We start from the raw sequence: 17,953 nt of genomic DNA on the forward strand, positions 1-17,953 counted from the left end.
GTGTGAAGTACCTCCAATCCGGGGCGTCCGTATCGCCCCAGGAGTGCCCGATGCGTGTGAGGATGGGGGCATGTCGCACGGCGAGGAACTGTTCGCGCTCGGCGGAGACGTCACCACGGAGCCCAGCTTCGAATCCGCCCTGCGGGGATACGAGAAACGGCAGGTTGACCGCTACGTCGCGCGTGCGGAGCACGAGATCGCCGCGCTCGCGGCCGAACGGGAGCAGGCGTACACCCAGATCCACAAGCTCGCCGGTCAGGTCGAGGTGCTGCAACGCGACCTGGCCCAGGTGCGTAAGCAGGTGGCAGTCGTCGATCGGGCGGCCTTCCGCCACCTCGGTCCCCGGGTGGAGCAGATCCTCGCGCTCGCCGAGGAGCAGGCCGAGGACATCCTCGCCGCCGCGAACGAGGAGATCGAGGCCCGTCGGGCGGCCGCCGAGCACATCATCGAGGAGGCCCGCGCCGAGGCCGCCACCGCGCTCAAGGACTTCGAGATCGCCCTCGCCGCCCGCCGGGCCGAGGAGGAGCGGCAGGCCGCGGCGCGTCGGGCGGAGTCCGAGGCCGCCAGCAAGGCGGCCAAGGAGGAGGCCGCCCGGCTTCGCAAGACCGCCCAGGAGGCGCTGGCTCGGGCCGAGCAGGAGGCCACCCAGCTGCGCGACGCCGCCAAGGAGATCCACACTCGGGCCCAGCAGGAGGCGACCAAGCTGCGCGACGCGGCCCGGGAGGCGCTCGCCACCGCTCAGCAGGAGGCCACCCAGCTGCGCGACGCCGCCAAGGAGGTGCACGCCACCGCCCAGCAGGAGGCGCGGCGCCTGGTCGACCAGGCCACCGAGGCCGGCCGCGCCACCCATGCCAAGGCCCAGCAGGAGGCCAAGCAGATCATCGACGATGCTGCCGAGGCCGGCCGGGCCGCCCGCAACAAGGCCCGCCAGGAGGCCGAGCGGCTGAGCGCCCAGGCGACGGAGGCGGCGAAGCGCACCCGCGCCGAGACCGAGGCGTACGCGCAGCGCATGCGCAGCGAGACCGAGGCGTACGTGCAGCACGCCCGGGCGCAGGCACAGCAGGAGCTGGGTGCCTGGCGGGCGGGGGTGGAGAAGGAGGTCAACAGCCGACGCGAGGCCGCCGACCGGGAACTGGCCGAGCGCAAGGCGACCGCCGAACGCGAGTTCACCGCCCGTCGTGACCAGCTGGAGAAGCAGTACAAGACCCGCAACGCCGAACTGGACGAGCGGATCCGTACCCGCACCGCCGAGCTGGAGTCCGGATTCGAGACCCGCCGGTCCGAGCTGGAGTCGGAGTACACCGCTCGGAAGAACGAGATCGAGCAGGGTGCCGACCAGATCCGGCAGGCCGCCGAGCAGGAGGCGGCCACCGTGCGGGAGCGGGCCGAGAAGCAGGCCGCTGAGCTGCTGCGCCAGGCGGAGGCCGAATCGGCAGCAAAGCGGCGCGAGGCCGATGACTATGTCACCGCCGTCCGACGCGAGGCCGACGAGTACGCGGCCAGCACCCACGGCGAGGCCGACGAGTACGCCACCACCACCCGCCGCGAGGCCGACGAGCACGTCACCGCCGTGCGACGCGAGGCGGACGAGTACGTCGCCTCGTCCCGCCGCCAGTTCGAGGAGTACGCGGCCACCACGCAGCAGCACCTGGCCACGACGCAGCAGCACCTCGCCGCCACCCAGCAGGAGGCGGCGGCCAGCCGGCAGCAGCTCGCCCAGGTCATGCTGGAGATCGCCAAGGCCCAGCAGCAGCTCGCCGACCTGCGCCAGGAGACCTGGAAGTCCCGGCAGGAGTCCGACGAGCTGGAGCGCAAGCTGCTCAACCTCCGGCTACAGGCCGCGTCCGCAACCGACGGGCCGACCTCGCCCGCACCGGCGGTGGCCGGCGTGTCCAGCAACGGCGCACGCCCCACCGGCGCTTCGCTGAACGGCGCTCAGCCAACCGAGGACAAACTGACGGTCGCCCCGACCAGCGACAAGCTGGTGGCCGCCTCGACCGACGACAAGCTGACGGCCAGCGCGGTCGGCGACGCGGCCACCCGCGTCGGCGACGGCGGCCCGACCGGCGACCTCACCGGCGCGGGCCGGGCCGGTGACGGCACCTCCGGCGCGGGCCGGGCCGGTGACGGCACCTCCGGCGCGGGCTCGACCGGCGGCGGTGCCGGTGACCCGGCCGAGGACGACTCGCGGCCGGCGACGAAGCCGGTGGCGGAACCGGTCACCACGGTCGAGACTGCAGCCACGAGCCGGCCGGTGACCGAGCCGACCAGCGTCGACGGTGGCACCGCGAGCGCCGGGCTGGACGGAGAGCCGACGGTCGCGGCGGTGCCGGGCGAGGGCGGCCGGGGCGCCACCCCGACGAAGATCACCAGCACCGGCGAGAACGGCAAGCGCCCCACCAAGCCCACCACCGACGAGCGCAGCGCCAAACCCAGCAAAATCACCTCCGACTGACCCACCCAGCACCCAGCACCCAGCACCCAGCACCCAGCACCCAGCACCCAGCACCCAGCACCCAGCACCCAGCACCCAGCGTCGATCTTGCACTTTTGGTGGCGACAAATCGCGCATCAGCGGACGAATCACCGACCACAACTGCTAGATCGACGCGCTGGGGGCCGGCGGTGGGGCCTGGTCCAGGCGAGGAAGCGGGCGAAGAGGGCCGGGGGGTCGGGGGCGTCGTGCGGGTTGAGGTGGTACAGGTCGCGCATCGCCTCGTACATCAGGCCGGCCAGGTAGATCGACAGACCGATCGGGTTGTGGTCGTACTCCGCGCGCAGCATCAGCCGCGCCTTCCCGCAGGGCCAGGGCTGTCCATCGGTACGGCAACACCAGGTCGGCCGCAACGGGGTGTGCGGCGGCCGCCCTGGTCCGGTCGGGCGTTCATTGAACACATCAGGCTCCGGCGAGGAGGCTCTGGGTGCATCTGTTGTCGCCAGAGCAGCAACAGACGCACCCGGAGCGGGCTGGGTAGGGCCGCCCGCAGGGGGATTGCGGGCGGCCCCCGCCTGAACTCGTCCGCGCCCTCCGGGCAACGAACGAATCCGGCATGGCTGACAGTTTGGTGACGGGACCGCTACTGTCGGAAGGCATCGAGCCTGGTGGTGGTCCTGGTGCGCAACCGGGCCGCCGCGATGCGATGTCGAGCGATTCTCGGCCGGTGACTGTGGAGGCAGTGTGGAGGAGACGACAGCGGACCTGATCCGGTCGCAGTTACGCCGGTTGCGCGTCGCCGCCGGGCACAGCCAGGAGGAGTTCGGGCGACTGGTGCACTATTCGGCGTCCATGGTGTCCGCCGTCGAGACCGGGGCCCGGCCGTACGATCGTCAACTCCTCGCCCGCGCCGACACGGTGCTGGACTCCGGCGGGCTGTTGGTATCGCTGCTACGCATCGCCGAGCGGGAGGGGCAGCCGTCCTGGTTCCTGCCCTGGCTGGACGCCGAACGTCTGGCCCGGCAGCTCCGGGTCTTCCAACCCACGCTGGTCCCGGCGCTGCTCCAGACCGAGGGCTACGCCCGCGCGGTGATCCGCTGCGACGACCTGCTCAGCGAAGAGGAGGTGGAGCAGCGGGTCGCCGCCCGGCTGGACCGGCAGGCCATCCTCGCCCGGCCCGACCCGCCGCAGCTCATCGCGGTCGTCGACGAGGCGGTCCTGCACCGGCGGGAGGAGCGCCTCCGGGCCGTCATGGCACACCAGATCGAGCATCTGATCGCGTGCGCCGAGCGGCCGAACGTCAGCGTCCACATCGTCCCGCTCAGCGTCGGGCTGCACATCGGCCTGTCCGGGTCGTTCTCGTTGGCCCGGGACGCGGACGGCGGCTGGGTGGCGAGCCAGGAGACCCAACTGACCGCCGCGCCGACCGACAACGAGGCCAACCTGGCTACGCTGTTGGCGCGCTGGGAGACGGTGCGCAACGAGGCGCTGTCCCGCCAGCAGTCCGTCGAACTCCTCAACGAGATGGTGAAGTCATGGCCCTGACCGGCGCGACCTGGCGCACCTCGACCCGCAGCGGAAACACCGACTGCGTGGAGGTGGCCGACAACCTGCCCGGCGTGGTGGCCGTCCGGGACAGCAAGGACCGGCAGGGCCCGGTGCTCGCGTTCACCCCGTCGACCTGGCGGTCCTTCGTCGCCACCCTCAAGCGGGGTTGATGGCATGATCCGCCGCACCTGCTCGCGCTGAACCACCTACGCCCTCAGCTCGACAGCGTGCCCACACCACCACGGCCCGGGACAATGCGGCTCGCCCAGCCCGCGCGTCCGGTACTACCCTGCCGGACAGGGCCGGACGGACCAGCACGACCCGGCGGCATCGCCGGAACACCCGACGGGGAGACCGGATGGCGCAGCACGAGCCCGACGAGGCCGAGCCGAGACCTACCGAGCCGGAACAGGCCGCGGCAGGTGTACCAGAACCGGGACGGCGCGACGCGACACCGCCGGGCACGCGGGCGGCAGGCTCCGGCGACGAGGGTACGCAGCTCACGTCACAGGTCGCCGAGGAGACCTCCGCACTCGGCGCGGCGCAGCGTCCGGAGGGGACGGAGAGCGGCCGGTTCGGCACCCCGGGGCGTCCACTGAGGCGCAACAGTTTCCTGGTGGGCTTCACCGGAGCGCTCGGCGTGCTGCTGGCGTACGCGGTCTATCTGGGCGTGCGCAACGCCGCCGGAATCCTGGTGCTGGTGGTGATCGCGCTCTTCCTCGCGGTGGGCCTGCACCCGGTGGTCGTCCGGCTGCGGTCCTGGGGCTTTCCGCGCGGGCTGGCCGTGGCGACCGTCGTGCTGACCGTGGTGGCGCTGCTCTGTGCCGGGGTGTGGGCGCTGGTGCCGCCGATCGTGACCCAGTCCGGGCAGTTCATCGAGCAGTTGCCGAGCTATCTGGAGTCGCTGCGCCGCAACGAGGCGGTCAACGACCTGGTCGAGCAGTTCGACCTGATGCGGCGCGCCCAGGAGGCGGCCAGCGCGGACGTGGTCGGCCGGGCCCTGGGCGGCGTGCTCGGCGGTGCCCAGCTGGTCTTCGGCACCGTCTTCCGGGTACTGACCGTGCTGGTGCTCACCATCTACTTCCTGGTCTACTTCGACCGGCTCCGCGACCTCACCTACGCGCTGGTGCCGCGCTCCCGTCGAGAGCGGGTGCAGCTCATCGGCGACGAGATCCTGACCAAGGTCGGGGCGTACATGGTCGGCGCGCTCGCCATCGCGGTGCTGGCCGGGGCGAGCACCTTCGTGTTCGCGCTGATCGTCGGCCTGCCGTACCCGTTCGCGCTGGCGGTGGTCGTCGCGGTGACGGACCTCATCCCGCAGATCGGCGCGACCCTCGGCGCGGTGGTCGTCAGCCTGGTCGGCTTCGCCACCGACCTCTCGGTCGGCGTCGCCTGCCTGATCTTCTTCGTGATCTACCAGCAGATCGAGAACTATCTCATCTACCCCAAGATCATGCGGCGGTCGGTGCAGGTCAACGAGGTCGCCGCGCTGGTGGCCGCGCTGCTCGGGGTGTCGCTGGTGGGGGTGATCGGCGCGCTGATCGCCATCCCGACGGTGGCCGCCGTCCAGCTCATCCTGCGCGAGGTGGTCCTCCCCCGGCAGAACGCCCGCTGACCGGCCGGGCAGCGGCGACGCGGAAACCTCAGTCGGCGCGGCGCTGCGGTGGACCCGACACGGGCGTGTCGGCGAACGCGGCGACCGTCCGGTCGGCGTACGCGCTGGCGTCGCCGGTCTCCATCGGGCCGTCCCAGGTGGTCGGCAGCGGCACCGGCACGGCCGGGTTGACCCGCCGGACGACCTCGTCCAGCACCGTCTCGGCATCGCCGACCCAGAGGTGCTTCGCGCCCGGTACGCCGACGACCTCGGCCTGTGGCACCGTCGCGAACCGTTCGCGGGCCTGCTCCGGGCGCAGGTAGTCGTCGAACTCCGGCACCAGCGCGGTCAGCGGCTTGCCGGAATCGGCCCACTGGGCCAGGTCGGCGTCGCCGGCGAAACGCAGCGGCGGGGAGAGCAGGATCGCGCCGGTCACCGCCGGGTCGCAGCCGTACCGCAGCACCAGGTCGGTGCCGAACGACCAACCGAGCAACCAGACGTTCGGCAGCTCGTGGAACTCGGCGTACTCGATGGCGGCGGCGACGTCGAAGCGCTCGCCGACTGCGGAGTCGAAGCTGCCCTCGCTGGTGCCGCGCACGCTGCTGGTGCCCCGGGTGTTGAACCGGAGCACGGCCAGGTCGGCCAGGGCGGGCAACCGCCAGGCCGCCTTGCGGAACACGTGGCTGTCCATCATCCCGCCGTGGGTGGGCAGCGGGTGCAGGCAGACCAGGGTCGCCGCCGGCTCCCGGTCGACCGGGCGGGCCAGCTCGCCGACCAGCCGCAGGTCGTCCGCGGTGTGCAGCTCGATGTCCTCCCGGTGCCCGGGCAGGATGGACGAGGCACGGATCGAGGTACTCATGCCTCCAGTCTCCCGTTCCGCCGCCCGCGTTGGATCACCGGGGCTCGCCGGTCCCGGGCCTGCCAGCAGCCGCTGTGCCAGTGCCGCCGGTCGCTGAGATCACCACGGCCGTCCGCCGGCCAGGCCACGACGTGCGCCACGCCGGGCCGGATCTCCTGGTCGCATCCCGGGCAGCGGTACGTCTTGGTGGCCGCGCCGCCGCTGATGCCGCGTACCTGCCAGTCGCCGTCCCGCCACTGCTGCACCGCGGCGACGCCGTGCCGGGCGCGCTCGGTGTCCAGGCGCACCGCGTCGTCACGACGGGGACGGTTACGACGGGGACTCACATCATCCAGCGTACGGGCGAGGTGCCGTGACCCGGTCAGCGGCGGGTGTGGTCGCGGAAGCCACGGCCGGTCTTGCGGCCCAGGTAGCCGGCGGTGACCAGGTGCTCCAGCAGCGGAGCCGGCGCGAAACCGGGCTCCCGCAGTTCGAGGTACAGCTCCCGCTGGATGGCCAGCGCCACGTCCAGGCCGACCACGTCGAGCAGCTCGAACGGGCCCATCGGGTAGCCGCAGCCCAGCTTCATCGCGTGGTCGATGTCGTCCGTGGTGGAGTAGCTGGCCTCCAGCATCCGCACGGCGTCGTTGAGGTACGGGAACAGCAGCGCGTTGACGATGAAACCGGACCGGTCGCCACAGACCACCCCGGTCTTGCCCAGCGCGGCGGTGACCGCCCGGGCGGTGGCGACGGTCTCGGCGGAGGTACGGATCGTCCGGACGATCTCCACCAGCGGCATGACCGGAGCCGGGTTGAAGAAGTGCAGACCCACCACGTCGGCCGGGCGTTGGGTGGCCATCGCCACCTCGATCACCGGCAGCGAGGAGGTGGTCGTGGCCAGCACGACACCCGGCTTGCAGATCTCGTCCAGGCTGGCGAAGAGGGCCTTCTTGACGCTCAACTCCTCGACCACCGCCTCGACCACCAGATCGACGTCGGCGAGATGATCCAGCGTCGCCGACCAGTTGATCCGGCCGAGCGCGGCGTCCCGGTCCGCCTCGCTGAACCGGCTCCGGACCACGCCCTTGTTGAGCGAGGTCTGCACCGCCTCGAAGACCCTGGCCGACTGCTCCGCGCCCCGGGTCACCGAGACGACCTCGTAGCCGGCCCTGGCGAAGACCTCGATGATCCCGGTGGCCATCGTCCCGGAACCGACTACACCGACCTTTGCCACGGCCGCGTCGGTCGGCGCCGGTTCCGTGGCGGTCGGCGTCTGCTCGTCCGGTACGACCTTCGGCGAGCCGGGCCGTTCGTAGGTGTAGAAGCCCCGGCCGGACTTCCGACCGAGCAGCCCCGCGGTGACCATCTGCTTGAGCAGCGGCACCGGGGCGTGCCGGCGGTCCCGGCCACCGCGCCGGTACATGGTGTCCAGGATCTCGTACGCCGTGTCCAGGCCGATCAGGTCCATCAGTGCGAGCGGCCCCATGGGCAGCCCGCAGCCGAGCTTCATGGCGGCGTCGATGTCCTCCCGGGTGGCGTACCGGGACTCGAACATGTCGACGGCGTGGTTGAGATAACCGAAGAGCAGCGCGTTGGCGATGAACCCGGCCCGGTCGCTGATGGTCACGTCGACCTTGCCGAGCCGCTCGCAGAGCGCCTCCACGTCGGCCACCACCTCGGCGGAGGTGACCACCGTGCGGACGACCTCGACCAGCTTCATCACCGGTGCCGGGTTGAAGAAGTGGATGCCGACGACCTGGTTCGGGCGCGCGGTGGCCACGGAGATCTCGGTGACGCTCAGCGACGACGTGTTGGTGGCGAGGATCGCCTCGGGCTTGCAGACGCGATCCAGCTCGGCGAAGATCCGCTGCTTGAGGTCGAGGTGCTCGGGTACCGCCTCGATCACCAGGTCCACCGAGTGCAACGCGTCCAGCCCGACGGCGAAGTCGACCCGGGCCAGCAGGGCGTCCCGGTCGGCCTCGGCGAGCTTGCCCTTGGCCACCGCCCGGTCGGTCGAGCCGGTCAGGTTCGCCCGGCCGCGTTCGAGCGCGGCGTCGGAGATCTCCACGGCCACCACGTCGATGCCGTTGCGGGCGAAAACCTCGACGATGCCGGCACCCATGGTGCCCAGACCCACCACACCCACGCTGGTGAACTCGCGCGCCACGACCCGGCCTCCCCTGTCCACATCCGTACGGCCCGACATGAACGGCCGCTAAGGTTATGCGCGCGAGTCTGCCACGTGACGCAGCGTTGTCGAGACGCCGTGGCACATGTCACCCGGCGCCCGATTCCTCCTCCCGCCCCGGTCGACGGGGTGAACGGTGGTCAGGCCGGGTCGACCCCGGCGAGGGCGAGCAGTTCCGCGACGAACTCCGCGGGGCGCTCCAGGTGCGGGCTGTGCCCGCAGCCGGGCAGCACCACCTCCCGGTAGCTCCCGCCGGTCGCGGCGTACCGGTCGAGCATCGCGCGGGTCTGACCGATCATCGGCTGCGGCGGGCACTCCTGCGACCCCGGCCAGCCGGGGACCAGGCCCAGCGCACCGAGCTGCGCCAGGTCGAACAGCGAGGTGTCCGAGACGATGATGTCGGCGTCGCCGCGGATCCAGGTCACCGGTGGTTTGGGCGCCACGGCAACCAAGTCCTCGGCGACCCGGAAGCGCGCCAGGGCGTTGAGGACTCCCCGACCGCCCGGGGCGCTGCCCGGCCAGTTCGGTGAGTCCACCGCGTCGCCTGGGTAGTTGTCGGTGCCGGTCGCGGTGGAGAGCACGCTGTCGAGCAGCAGTTCCTCGTCGTCGCCGAGGCAGGACGGGTCCGCCACGTACGCGGCACGCAGCACGCTGCGCGGGCTGGTCCGGGCCTCCGCGCTACGGTCACCGGCGGCCAGCCGGGCGACGAAGTCGCCGCTGGCCGTACCCGCACCGGCACCGGCGAGGTCGGCTGTGGTCGGGGTGCCGGCCAGGTCGCGGGTGGCACCGAAACCGTACGGCGACACCGGTGCCGCGAGCAGCAACCCGGCGACCCGGTCGGGGTGGTCCGCCAGCAGGCGCATCGCCACTCCTCCACCGAGCGAGTGGCCGACCACCACCGGCCGGGCCCCCTCGGCGAAGAGGGACGGCGCGTCGAGCAGCGCCGCCACGTCGTCGGCGAAGTCGGACAGGCCACGACCGGCGTCGACCGGGGCGGTCTGCGTCGCCCCGTAGCCGCGCAGATCCGGGGCGACCACCCGCAGTGTCCCCGGCAGGCGACGCACCAGCGGCTCCCAGAAGGCGGCCGAGGAGCAGTTGCCATGGACGAGCAGCACCGGCGACCCATCAGCCGGGCCGGCCACCCGGACGGCCTGGCTGATCCCGTTCGCGGTGACTGTCCGCTGCTCGGTCTCCATCCGCGGCATGTTGCCACGATCGACCCCGCGGGTCCATGTGGCCGGCAGCCACACATCGGGCCCGGTGCGGGTGACAGGACGTCGTCAGCTGCGGACGGCGGCCACGGTCGCCGTGTCCGGTGCGCCGGCCTGTCCCGGTACCACCGGCGTCGCGGCAGTGACGGTTAGCGGGCGGGCCGGCCGTCGCTCCTGACGGGGCAGTTCGAAACTCAGACACACCGGGTCGGTCCGGGCCAGGCCCGGATCGAAGAACCGCAGCTCGGTACGACCGATCCGGATCACGTCGCCGTCGGTGAGACGGACCACCTCCGTGGCCCGGACCTCGTTCACCCAGGTGCCGTTCGTGGATCCGAGATCCACCAGGGCCACCCCCTCACCGGCCAGCCAGATCTCGGCGTGCCGACGGCTCAGGTGCGGATCGGGTACGACGATGTCGACCGCCGGATCGCGGCCGATCACCTGAGGCCGGTGCAACAGCCGGAAGCCGCGCCCGCGCATCGGCCCGGCCGCCACCGTCAGCAACGGCATCAGTTGCGGATGTTCCTCCATGGACAGTCAGCCCCTCCACCCCGTACGGCCACCCCCGGGCCAGCCTGTCACCACCGGACGAGCACCTCACCCTCCAGCCGGACGCCCGGTGGTAACCGTCCGGGCACTTTGCGTTCACACCTTCCACGACGACCGGCGGCGGAACCGCCGAGCAGAAACGGGAGGTTCGTCCGATTCAACCACCCGAACGGCCGGGAGGATTCGCCCATTTCCCCACCCCTACCGGCGAGTAGCTCTCGGGTCTAGACTTCCGCCATGACGGCTGTGCGGCCCCCCGGCACCCCGGCGATCGACGGCGATCACCTCATCTCCACGAGTCCGGCGACTGGCGACGAGGCGGGACGCGTTCCGGTCGCGGCCGCTGTGGACGTCGAACGCGCGGTCGAGCGGGCCCGCGCCGCCGGCCAGTGGTGGGCGTCACTGGGGTTCACCGGACGGCGGGAACGGCTGCTGCGCTGGCGGCGGTTGCTCGCCCAGCGGATGGAACAGCTGGCCGGCCTGGTGCACGACGAGGGCGGCAAGCCGGTCGCCGACGCACTCGTCGAGATCGTCACCGCCGTGGAGCACGTCGACTGGGCGGCCCGCAACGCCCGGCGGGTGCTCGGACCCCGTCGGGTCCGTTCGCGGCTCGTCCTGGCCGAGTTCTCGGCTCACCTGGAGTACCAGCCGCACGGCGTGGTCGGCGTGATCGGGCCGTGGAACTACCCCGTCTTCACCCCGATCGGCTCCGTCGCGTACGCGCTGGCGGCCGGCAACGCAGTGGTCTTCAAGCCGAGCGAGTACACCCCGGTGGTCGGCCAGTGGCTCGTCGACAGCTTCGCCGAGGTGGTACCCGAGCATCCGGTGTTCACCGCGGTGCACGGGCTCGGCGACGTCGGTGCGGCCCTGTGTCGCGCCGGTGTCGACAAGCTCGCCTTCACCGGTTCGACGGCCACCGCGAAGAAGGTGATGGCCGCCTGCGCCGAGACGCTCACTCCGGTGCTGCTGGAGGCCGGCGGCAAGGACGCCATGATCGTGGACGCCGACGCCGACCTGGACGCCGCCGCCGAGGCCTGTGTCTGGGGAGCGATGACCAACGCCGGGCAGACCTGCATCGGCATCGAACGGGCCTACGCCGTCGAGCCGGTCTTCGACGCGTTCGTGGACAAGGTCGTCGAGCGTGCCGCCCGACTCACCGTCGGCCCCGGGGACGCCGACATCGGTCCGATCACCATGCCGAGCCAACTCGACATCATCCGGCGGCACATCGAGGACGCGGTGGCCCGCGGCGGTCGTGCGGTGCTCGGCGGGCCGGACGCGGTACGGCCGCCGTACGCGCACCCGACCGTGCTGGTCGAGGTGCCGGAGGACGCCGCCGCCGTACGCGAGGAGACCTTCGGTCCCACCCTGACCGTCAACCGGGTCCGCACCGTCGACGAGGCGCTCGCCCGGGCCAACGCCCTGCCGTACGGGCTGGGTGGTTCGGTCTTCGGTCAGCGGCGCGCGGTGGCGATCGCCCGGCGCCTGCGGTCCGGCATGGCCTCGGTCAACTCGACGCTCACCTTCGCCGGCATGTCCACTCTGCCGTTCGGCGGGGTCGGCGAGTCGGGATTCGGCCGGATCCACGGCGAGGACGGGCTGCGCGAGTTCGCCCGCGCCAAGGCCGTCACCCGTCGCCGGGCGCGTTCCCTGCTGCCCTCGACCACGTTCGAGCGCACCCCGGCCGACGTGGCTCGGCTGGTGAAGGCGGTCAAGCTGCTCTACGACCGGTGAGCTAGAAGAGCGTCAGCTCGTCGCGTTCGATGCCACGCAGCCGGTCGTAGTCCACCACCACGCAGCGGATCCCGCGGTCGGTGGCGAGCACCCGGGCCTGCGGCTTGATCTCCTGGGCGGCGAAGACCCCGGCGACCGGCGCCAGCAGCGGATCCCGGTTGAGCAGCTCCAGGTAGCGGGTGAGCTGCTCAACGCCGTCGATCTCACCCCGGCGCTTCACCTCGACTGCGACCGTGCCCTGATCGGCGTCCCGGCAGAGCAGGTCGACCGGACCGATGGCGGTCATGTACTCGCGGCGGACCAGGGTGTACCCGTCGCCCAGCACCGTCGGGTTGGCCGCCAGCAGCTCCTGCAGGTGGGCCTCCACGCCGTCCTTGCGCAGCCCGGGATCGACACCCAGCTCGTACGAGGTGTCCTGGAAGATCTCTTCCAGGGTGATCCGCAGCTCCTCGCCGGCCTTGTTGACCACCCGCCAGACGCCGGGGGCCTCCTCCAGCCGACACGGCGGGCTCATCCAGTTCAACGGCTTGTACGCCCGGTCGTCGGCGTGGATCGAGACCGACCCGTCCGCCTTCACCATCAACAGTCGGGTCGCCGGCGGCAGGTGGGCCGAGAGCCGTCCGACGTAGTCCACCGAGCACTTCGCAATCACCAACCGCACCCGAGAAGGGTAGCGGAGTCACCGGGAGGTCGCCGTCGAGCGCCGCTGGCGCGCCGGTGCGATGCTGTGATGGTGCTCGAAGTGCTCACCGGTACCGGCCTCGCCGCCTCGGCGGGGCTGAACGCCTACATTCCACTGCTGGTGACGGGTCTGCTGGCCCGCTACACCAGCGTCATCGACCTGCCCGGCGGCTGGCAGTGGCTGGGCAACGAATGGGTGCTGGGCATTCTCGCGGTGCTGCTCGCGGTCGAGGTCGTGGCGGACAAGGTGCCCGTGGTGGACCACGTCAACGACGTGGTCCAGACGGTCGTCCGGCCGACCGCCGGTGGCCTGGCGTTCGGGGCCGGCTCGGCCTCGGAGACGGTGACCGTGAGCGACCCGGACAGCTTCTTCGCCAGTGGTGGTCAGTGGCTGCCGGTACTGGTCGGGGTGCTCATCGCGCTCGGCGTGCACCTGCTCAAGTCGACCGCGCGGCCGGTCATCAACGCCACCACGGCGGGACTGGGCGCACCGGTGGCCAGCACCGCCGAGGACGCCACCAGCGTGGTCATGTCGCTCGTCGCGATCATCCTGCCGGTGCTGGTGCTGGCCTTCCTCGTCGGGTTCGTGCTCTTCGTGCCGTGGTTGCTGCGCCGCCGCGCGGACCGGCGTCGGGAGCGACAGGCCGCCCGCGAGGCCGGCTTCCGCGTCTGACCACAGATCGTCGGCGCCACCGGAAAAGCCGCCCCAACCAGCCCTCAAGCCTAAAATTGGGGCAAATCTACGGAGGGGGTCCGGGGTCATGACCGCAGCGATCGAGATGCCTCGCGTCCAGGAATGTGTGGTGGCCGCCTGCGCGTACAACCACACCGGCGACTGCCATGCCTTCGCCATCACCATCGGCAGCATGGACCACGCCCACTGCCACACCTTCATCGAGATGCCCGCCGTCCGCGCCGGCCTCGACGGGCAGATCGCCCAGGTCGGGGCGTGCCAGCGCGCCGACTGCCGGCACAACGAGCAGCTTGAGTGCCAGGCACCCGCGATCCGGGTCGGGCCCGACGCCGACATGGCCGACTGCATGACCTACAGCCACCGCTGACGCAGCGGGCTCGAATGTCAACAGGGGGCCCCTGCTATACGCGAGGCGTTAACAGGGTGCCCTTCCTTACCCGCGCAGGCCGTTCGCCTGGCGGATGACGGTGACCAGCTCGTCGATGATGGTGGTCAGCGCGAAGTCCTTCGGCGTGAACACGCGCGCCACGCCGGCCGCGCGCAACTGCTCGGCGTCGCCGGTGGGGATGATGCCGCCGACCACCACCGGCAGATCCGGCCGGCCGGCGGCCCGCAGCCCGTCGAGCACCGCGGGCACCGCCGCCAGGTGCGAGCCGGAGAGCACGGAGAGCCCCACCAGATCCACGTCCTCCTCCACCGAGGCGGCCACGATCTGCCCGGCGGTGAGCCGGATGCCCTGGTAGACCACCTCGAAGCCGGCGTCACGGGCACGCACCGCGATCTGCTCCGCGCCGTTGGAGTGCCCGTCCAGACCGGGCTTGCCGACCAGCAGGCGCAGCCGTCCGCTGCCCAGCTCGCGGGCGGTGGCGGCGACCCGGGCACGGACCTCGGCCAGGCCCTCCTCGCCACCGCTGGCGGATCCGCCCGCCAACCCGGTCGGCGCCCGGTACTCACCGAAGACCTGGCGCAGGGCGGCCGCCCACTCGCCGGTGGTGACCCCGACGCCGACGCACTCCAGGGTGGCCGTCATCAGGTTCGTCGTGGTCGCGGCGTCCGCGCGCAGCCTCGCCAGGGCCGCCTCCACGGCCTCCGGGTCCCGGCTGGCCCGCCAGGCGCGTACGGCCGTCGCGGCGGCGACCTCCACCGCCGGATCGACCTGCTCCACCGCCTCTGCCCCGGCGGCGGTCAGCGGCGACGGCTCGGTCTCGGTGAACCGGTTGACGCCGACCACGACGTCGCTGCCGGCCTCGATCCGTCGGCGTCGTCGGGCCAGCGAGGCGACCAGCGCGCTCTTGAGGTAGCCGGTTTCCACCGCGGCGACCACGCCGCCCATCTCCAGCACCGTCGACAGCTCGGCCCGGGCACCGGTGACGATCTCGTCGACCAGCGCGGTCATCACGTGCGAACCGTCGAACAGGTCGGGGTACTCCAGCAGGTCCGACTCGTACGCGAGCACCTGCTGCATGCGGAGCGACCACTGCTGGTCCCAGGGGCGGGGCAGGCCGAGCGCCTCGTTCCAGGCCGGCAGCTGCACCGCCCGTGCCCGCGCCTGCCGGGAGAAGGTCACCCCGAGCATCTCCAGCACGATGCGCTGCACGTTGTTCTCCGGCTGGGCCTCGGTGAGGCCGAGGGAGTTGACCTGCACGCCGTACCGGAAGCGGCGCTGTCTCGGGTCCTCGACGCCGTACCGGTCTCGGGTGATCTCGTCCCACAGCACGCCGAAGGCGCGCATCTTGGCGATCTCCTCGACGAACCGCACCCCGGCGTTGACGAAGAACGAGATCCGCTGCACCACGTCGCCCATCCGCTGCGCCGGCACCTGGCCGCAGTCGCGCACCGCGTCGAGCACCGAAACCGCCGTGGCCAGCGCGAACGCCACCTCCTGCACCGGGGTGGCCCCGGCCTCCTGGAGGTGGTACGAGCAGATGTTGACCGGGTTCCACCGCGGCATCTCGCGCAGCGTGTACGCGATCACGTCGGCGGTCAGCCGCAACGAGGCGGCCGGTGGGAAGATGTAGGTCCCCCGGGAGAGGTACTCCTTGATGATGTCGTTCTGGGTGGTGCCCGCGCAGCGGGCGAGATCGGCACCCTGCTCGGTGGCGACCGTGCCGTAGAGGCCGAGCAGCCACATCGCCGGCGCGTTGATCGTCATCGAGGTGTTCATGTCGGCCAGCGGGATGCCGTCGAAGAGCGCCCGCATGTCCCCCAGGTGCGACACGGGTACGCCGACCCGGCCGACCTCGCCGGTGGCGAGTTCGTGGTCGGGGTCGTACCCGGTCTGGGTCGGCAGGTCGAAGGCGACCGACAGGCCCGTCTGCCCCTTGGCCAGGTTGCGGCGGAAGAGCGCGTTGGTCGCGGCGGCCGAGGAGTGCCCCGCGTACGTGCGCATCACCCAGGGGCGGTCGCGCTCCGGCAGCCGGCCCGGGAGTGCCTTCTCGTCCATGGCCGGAGTTTAAGTTACCGTCCAGTAGAACGGGCTGTGCAAAACCACACAGCCCGATATGGCGGACGCCCGGGTACAACCCTCCCTCGGTGGTGGGGACCACCACCCCCGGTGCGGACGCGAAGGGACGGCGGGCCGCACACTTGACGCCATGAGTGACGACGTCGCGATCCGCGTCCGAGGGCTGCGCAAGACGTACGGCGACAGCGTCGCGGTCGCCGGACTGGACCTGGACGTCCACCGAGGTGAGGTGTTCGCCCTGCTCGGGCCGAACGGTGCCGGGAAGACCACCACCGTGGAGATCCTGGAGGGCTACCGCCAGCGGGACGCCGGTGAGGTGCGCGTCCTCGACGTCGACCCAGCCCACCCGACCCGTGACTGGCGGGAGCGGGTCGGCATCGTGTTCCAGGGCACCGGGGAGTTCGACGAGCTGTCCGTCGCCGAGGTCGTGCGTCACTTCGCCGGCTTCTACGCCGACCCTGACGACCCGGACAAGGTGATCGAGCGGGTCGGGTTGACCGCCAAGGCCCGCGCCCGTACGCACACCCTCTCCGGCGGCCAGAAGCGCCGCCTCGACGTGGCGCTCGGCATCATCGGCCGCCCGGAACTGCTCTTCCTGGACGAGCCGACCACCGGCTTCGACCCGGAGGCCAGGCGGGAGTTCTGGGAGCTGATCAGGGATCTCTCCGCGGCCGGCACCACCATCGTGCTCACCACGCACTACCTGGACGAGGCCGAGGCGCTCGCCGACCGGGTGGGCGTGATCGCCGGCGGCCGACTGGTCGAGGTCGCCACCCCGGACCGCCTCGGCAACCGGCAGGAGTCGCTGGCCACCGTCTCCTGGCGTACGCCCGACGGCACGCTCGACAGCGCGCAGAGCGCGACGCCGACGGCGCTGGTGGTGGAACTCGCCGCGCGCTTCGGCGGCGAGGTGCCCGGCCTGACCGTCACCCGGCCCACCCTCGAGGACATCTACCTGACGATGATCGGACACCGATGACCACCACGACGAGACCGGCGGAGCCGGTCACCGCCGCAGCCCGGTCCCGTCGGACCGGCCCGGCCGGCCTCGCCCTGCGTCAGGGGCGGCTGGAGATCCGGCAGTTCCTGCGCAGTCGGGAGTCCGTCGTGTTCACGCTGGGCTTCCCGCTCATCATGGTGCTGATCTTCGCGTCGATCTTCGACGAGGAGATCGCGCCCGGGGTGAGCTACACGCAGTACTTCATCACCGGCATGATCGCGACCGGCCTGATGACGGTCAGTTTCCAGAACCTCGGCATCTGGATCCCGATCGAGCGGGACCGGGGCGTGCTCAAGCGCTACCGGGGCACGCCGATGCCGAAGTGGGTCTGGTTCACCGGCAAAGTGATCATGGTGCTGGTGACCGGCGTGGCGATGACCGCGCTGCTGCTCGCGGTCTCGGTGACGCTGTTCGACCTGAACCTGCCGACCACCACCACGGCCTGGTTGACCTTCGGCTGGGTCAGCGCGTTGGGGGTGACCGCCTGCACCCTGTGCGGCATCGCCATCTCGTCGCTGGCCCGGACCGCCCGCAGCGGCTCGGCGGTGGTCACCCCGGTTGCGCTGGTGCTCCAGTTCATCTCCGGGGTCTTCTTCGTCTTCACCAACCTGCCGGCCTGGATGCAGCAGGTGGCGGCCCTGTTCCCGCTGAAGTGGATGTGCCAGGGGCTGCGTGCGGTCTTCCTGCCGGAGAGCTTCGGCGCGGACGAGCCCGGCGGCTCGTTCGAGCTGACCCGGGTCGCCCTGGTGCTGGGCGCCTGGTGCGTGATCGGTCTGGTGCTCTGCCTGACCACCTTCCGCTGGACCACCCGCCGCGACGGCTGATGTGCAAGGAAGGGCCCCTTGTTAACGCCTCCGGTAGAGCAGGGGCCCCCTATTAACACGTGTACCGGCTGGCTCGGCGATGCCGTCGGACGGTGTTAGGGCGTGTTTCATAAGTGGGTGCGGAGCCAGCTGTTGATGGCGGCGATGGTGATGGTGGCTTCGTAGCGGACGGCGAGTTTGTCGTAGCGGGT

General features: G+C 71.5%; 16 protein-coding genes and 2 pseudogenes. 10 read left to right on the plus strand and 8 right to left on the minus strand.

Annotated features, from left to right (window positions below; genetic code table 11):
• Positions 1-70: 70 nt before the first annotated feature.
• Both SM447_RS26105 and SM447_RS26110 read left to right on the plus strand, forming a co-directional pair.
• Positions 71-1,894 (plus strand): annotated as a pseudogene (locus tag SM447_RS26105) (coiled-coil domain-containing protein); the annotation flags it as partial.
• A gap of 372 nt (positions 1,895-2,266) precedes the next feature.
• Positions 2,267-2,455, plus strand: a pseudogene (locus SM447_RS26110) (hypothetical protein); the annotation flags it as partial.
• 128 nt (positions 2,456-2,583) lie between these two features.
• Here SM447_RS26110 and SM447_RS26115 read toward each other — a convergent pair.
• A complete protein-coding gene (locus SM447_RS26115) occupies positions 2,584-2,895 on the minus strand; it encodes a hypothetical protein (RefSeq protein WP_474575514.1) in 312 nt (103 codons plus the stop codon).
• Positions 2,896-3,178: 283 nt separating this feature from the next.
• On the opposite strand from SM447_RS26115, the gene SM447_RS26120 reads away from it, so the two are divergent.
• From SM447_RS26120 to SM447_RS26130, 3 genes are all read left to right on the plus strand, one after another.
• Entirely contained in the window at positions 3,179-3,979 is an 801-nt protein-coding gene (locus SM447_RS26120) for a helix-turn-helix domain-containing protein (protein ID WP_474575515.1), read from the plus strand.
• Positions 3,970-4,152 carry a DUF397 domain-containing protein gene (locus tag SM447_RS26125; protein WP_474575516.1) on the plus strand — a complete coding sequence of 61 codons (183 nt, stop codon included), beginning with the start codon at positions 3,970-3,972 and terminating at the stop codon, positions 4,150-4,152. Before SM447_RS26120 ends, SM447_RS26125 begins: the two co-directional genes overlap by 10 nt.
• Before the next feature lie 188 nt (positions 4,153-4,340).
• A complete protein-coding gene (locus tag SM447_RS26130) occupies positions 4,341-5,597 on the plus strand; it encodes an AI-2E family transporter (protein WP_474575517.1) in 1,257 nt (418 codons plus the stop codon).
• A gap of 28 nt (positions 5,598-5,625) precedes the next feature.
• Here the strand turns inward: SM447_RS26130 and SM447_RS26135 are convergent, their stop codons facing one another.
• The 5 genes from SM447_RS26135 to SM447_RS26155 all read right to left on the minus strand — a co-directional run bounded on the left by SM447_RS26135 (position 5,626) and on the right by SM447_RS26155 (position 10,347).
• A complete protein-coding gene (locus SM447_RS26135; RefSeq protein WP_474575518.1) occupies positions 5,626-6,435 on the minus strand; it encodes an alpha/beta hydrolase in 810 nt (269 codons plus the stop codon).
• Positions 6,432-6,722, minus strand: a complete 291-nt coding sequence (locus SM447_RS26140; RefSeq protein ID WP_474575537.1) for a hypothetical protein — start codon at positions 6,720-6,722, stop codon at positions 6,432-6,434. Before SM447_RS26140 ends, SM447_RS26135 begins: the two co-directional genes overlap by 4 nt.
• A 74-nt stretch (positions 6,723-6,796) precedes the next feature.
• Entirely contained in the window at positions 6,797-8,581 is a 1,785-nt protein-coding gene (locus SM447_RS26145; RefSeq protein WP_474575519.1) for a 3-hydroxyacyl-CoA dehydrogenase family protein, read from the minus strand.
• A 161-nt stretch (positions 8,582-8,742) separates the two neighbouring features.
• Complete coding sequence (locus tag SM447_RS26150; protein ID WP_474575520.1) at positions 8,743-9,798, minus strand: alpha/beta fold hydrolase; 1,056 nt, start codon at positions 9,796-9,798, stop codon at positions 8,743-8,745.
• Between the two features lie 84 nt (positions 9,799-9,882).
• Entirely contained in the window at positions 9,883-10,347 is a 465-nt protein-coding gene (locus SM447_RS26155; RefSeq protein ID WP_474575521.1) for an FHA domain-containing protein, read from the minus strand.
• Between the two features lie 255 nt (positions 10,348-10,602).
• Here SM447_RS26155 and SM447_RS26160 point away from each other — a divergent pair, with 255 nt between their 5' ends.
• Entirely contained in the window at positions 10,603-12,099 is a 1,497-nt protein-coding gene (locus tag SM447_RS26160; protein WP_474575522.1) for an aldehyde dehydrogenase family protein, read from the plus strand.
• A 1-nt stretch (position 12,100) separates the two neighbouring features.
• On the opposite strand, the gene nucS is transcribed toward SM447_RS26160, so the two are convergent.
• Positions 12,101-12,760 carry an endonuclease NucS gene (gene nucS / locus SM447_RS26165; RefSeq protein WP_474575523.1) on the minus strand — a complete coding sequence of 220 codons (660 nt, stop codon included), beginning with the start codon at positions 12,758-12,760 and terminating at the stop codon, positions 12,101-12,103.
• A 72-nt stretch (positions 12,761-12,832) separates the two neighbouring features.
• Between nucS and SM447_RS26170 the strand changes: the two genes are divergently transcribed.
• Together SM447_RS26170 and SM447_RS26175 are read left to right on the plus strand one after the other, a co-directional pair.
• Positions 12,833-13,453, plus strand: a complete 621-nt coding sequence (locus tag SM447_RS26170; RefSeq protein WP_474575538.1) for a DUF4126 domain-containing protein — start codon at positions 12,833-12,835, stop codon at positions 13,451-13,453.
• A gap of 88 nt (positions 13,454-13,541) precedes the next feature.
• Positions 13,542-13,841 carry a DUF1540 domain-containing protein gene (locus tag SM447_RS26175; protein WP_474575524.1) on the plus strand — a complete coding sequence of 100 codons (300 nt, stop codon included), beginning with the start codon at positions 13,542-13,544 and terminating at the stop codon, positions 13,839-13,841.
• Positions 13,842-13,907: 66 nt separating this feature from the next.
• Here the strand turns inward: SM447_RS26175 and SM447_RS26180 are convergent, their stop codons facing one another.
• Complete coding sequence (locus SM447_RS26180) at positions 13,908-15,917, minus strand: protein meaA (protein WP_474575525.1); 2,010 nt, start codon at positions 15,915-15,917, stop codon at positions 13,908-13,910.
• 151 nt (positions 15,918-16,068) lie between these two features.
• Here SM447_RS26180 and SM447_RS26185 point away from each other — a divergent pair, with 151 nt between their 5' ends.
• Positions 16,069-16,917, plus strand: coding sequence for an ABC transporter ATP-binding protein (locus SM447_RS26185; RefSeq protein WP_474575526.1), 849 nt, complete (start codon positions 16,069-16,071; stop codon positions 16,915-16,917).
• On the plus strand, positions 16,914-17,762 hold the full coding sequence (locus SM447_RS26190) for an ABC transporter permease (RefSeq protein WP_474575527.1): 849 nt from the start codon (positions 16,914-16,916) through the stop codon (positions 17,760-17,762). Before SM447_RS26185 ends, SM447_RS26190 begins: the two co-directional genes overlap by 4 nt.
• Positions 17,763-17,953: the final 191 nt, after the last annotated feature.

The sequence above is a fragment of the Micromonospora aridisoli genome (genome assembly GCF_056150025.1).